The 2,201-nt window shown below is 76.8% G+C and carries 3 protein-coding genes; all 3 read right to left on the bottom strand.

The genetic code is table 11. The annotated features are described in order from the left end of the window. Positions 1-660, bottom strand: a 660-nt coding sequence (locus G3I60_RS43540) for a methyltransferase domain-containing protein (RefSeq protein ID WP_343241896.1), incomplete at its 3' end; no start/stop codon positions are given. A gap of 26 nt (positions 661-686) precedes the next feature. Next, the gene (locus G3I60_RS43535) at positions 687-1,376 is read right to left on the bottom strand and encodes a DUF2064 domain-containing protein (RefSeq protein ID WP_164299692.1); all 690 of its coding nucleotides are present in this window, start codon (positions 1,374-1,376) and stop codon (positions 687-689) included. A 14-nt stretch (positions 1,377-1,390) separates the two neighbouring features. Then, a complete protein-coding gene (locus tag G3I60_RS43530; RefSeq protein WP_164299690.1) occupies positions 1,391-2,179 on the bottom strand; it encodes a glycosyltransferase family 2 protein in 789 nt (262 codons plus the stop codon). Between the last annotated feature and the right edge of the window lie 22 nt (positions 2,180-2,201).

Here is a 2,201-nt window from a genome sequence, read left to right as displayed (position 1 = left end):
CAGCTCCACGAAGTGGCGGCCGGCCACGGACCACTCCTCGACCGTCGTCCAGCCCGCGCCGTCCGCGGCCGACCGCAGCGCGGCCGCGCCCAGCCGGGCCCAGGGGAAGTCCCGGCCGTACCGGCCCCGGCCGTCCTCCACCCGTACGGTGAACCGCTCGTCGACGTCGTAGGCCGCGGCCTCGACGAGCAACCGGCCACCGGGGGCGACCAGTTCGCCCACCCGGGCGAGCAGTGCGCGCGGGTCACCGCCGATGCCGACATTGCCGTCGATCAGCAGGGCGGTACCCCAGCGGCCTTCGGCGGGCAGCCGGTCGAAGACCGACCGGCACAGCACCGCTCCCCCGATGTCCCGGGTGCGGGCCACGGCCGCCGGGCTGACGTCCACGCCGAGGGCCGGTACTCCGGTGGCCGCGATCGCCGCCACCAGCCGGCCGGGCCCGCAGCCGATGTCGAGCACCGGGCCGCGCCGGCACCGGAACAGCAGCGCGGTGTCGGCGGCGTCGGGCGCCGCGCACCACCGCTCCACGTCCAGGGGCAGCAGCCAGCCGTCCGCCCTGCGCAGGAAGAGCGGGCCCCGGCCGGAGCGGATCGCGTGCGCGTACGGGTCGTCGATCCAGGGCGCGGGGGCCGGGACGGGGGCACCGGTTCGCTGCGCGATCGTCGCGGTCGCGCCGTCCACCGGCGTCACAGGGCCTCCGCCCGGCCGGCATCGGCGTGTCCCGCCGGCATCGGCAGGATCCGCAGCGGCCCTGGCGGAAGGTCGGCCGCGCGCAGTGCGGCGGCGAAACGTGAGCCGGGTGCGATGCCGGCGACCTCTGCGGCGTCGGCGGCGGTGTCCACGTCGCGCAGCACCGGCAGGTCCCTGACGCGCAGCCCGGCGTCGGTGAGACGGCGGCGCTGGATCTCGCCCGTCCGGTCCGTCGACATCGGCACCCCAGGGAACAGCGTGGGATCCGGCTCGGCGAGGCCGACCGCCCAGAAGCCGCCGTCCTGCGCCGGGCCGAACCACGCGTCGCAGCCGAGCCAGGCGTCGGGCCGCAGCGCCGGCTCCAGCAGGGCCGGGGTGAGCTGCGGGGTGTCCATGCCGACCAGCAGCGTGGGCCCGGTACAGCCGGCGAACGCCGCCGCCAGCCGTTCGTCCAGGCCGCCGGACGTCTGCGGAACGACGTCGAAGCCCGGCGGCAGCCAGGGACCGGGCGCGCCGTCGAGCACCAGCACCCGACGGCGGGCCGGGGCGCGCAGCACCGCGTCGAGGGTGTCGGCGAGCGAGGCCTCGGCCAGCGCCGCCGCCTGCCGCGGCGAGTACGGCGGGGTGAGCCGGGTCTTGACCCGTCCCGGTACCGGCTCCTTGGCGATCACCAGTAGCGTCGTCATGCCGGGAGCGCCGGTCATCGGGCGGCCTGACCGGCTCGAACGGCCTGGGCCGGCCGGACGGGCTGCGCGGGCTGTGGGGGCTCGGTGACCGCGGGAATCCGGCCGTCCATTGGCGTGCCGACCGCAGGCTGCCGCAGCACGGCGCTCATGTCCCGGACCGCGTGCCAGGTCCCGCGCCAGGTGCCGGTCACTTTGGAGCGGCCGGTCCTGGGCGCGTACGGGACGTCGGTCTCGGCGATCCGCCAGCCGGCGTCGGCCGCGCGGACCAGCATTTCGAGCGGGTAGCCGGACCGGCGGTCGGCCAGTTCCAGGCCGAGCAGCGCGGTCCGCCGGGCGGCCCGCATCGGGCCGAGGTCGTGCAGCCGCAGACCGGTGCGGCGGCGGATCAGCCGGGCCAGTTCGAGGTTGGCGAGCCGGGCGTGCGGCGGCCAGGCGCCACGGGCGGTCGGCCTGCGGCGGCCGAGCACCAGGTCGAGATCACCCCGCAGCACCGGGTCCGCGACGGACGGCAGCAGGGCGGGGTCGAGCGAGGCGTCGCAGTCGCAGAAGCAGACGATGTCGGCGGTCGCGGCGAGCAGTCCGGCGTGGCAGGCGGCGCCGAAGCCCCGGACCGGCTCGCGGACCACCGTCGCGCCGAGGGAGGCGGCCAGGTCGGCGGAGCCGTCGGTCGAGCCGTTGTCGACGACGATCGCCCGCCAGCCGGACGGAATGCGCTCCAGCACCCAGGGCAGGGCACCGGCCTCGTCCAGGCACGGCAGTACGACGTCGACGGGCGGTGTCGGTGGGTTGGTCACGCTCTTCACCCTACGAAGCAGAAACCGACAT

This window comes from Streptomyces sp. SID13666 (assembly GCF_010548325.1).
Lineage (GTDB): Bacteria > Actinomycetota > Actinomycetes > Streptomycetales > Streptomycetaceae > Actinacidiphila > Actinacidiphila fildesensis.
Note: the sequence above shows the minus strand (reverse complement) of the source record. Positions and strands in the feature narration are given on the sequence as shown.

Excerpts from the sequence above, each read along its gene's own strand:
- G3I60_RS43535 (WP_164299692.1), bottom strand. The coding sequence starts at position 1,376 with ATGACGACGCTACTGGTGATCGCCAAGGAGCCGGTACCGGGACGGGTC.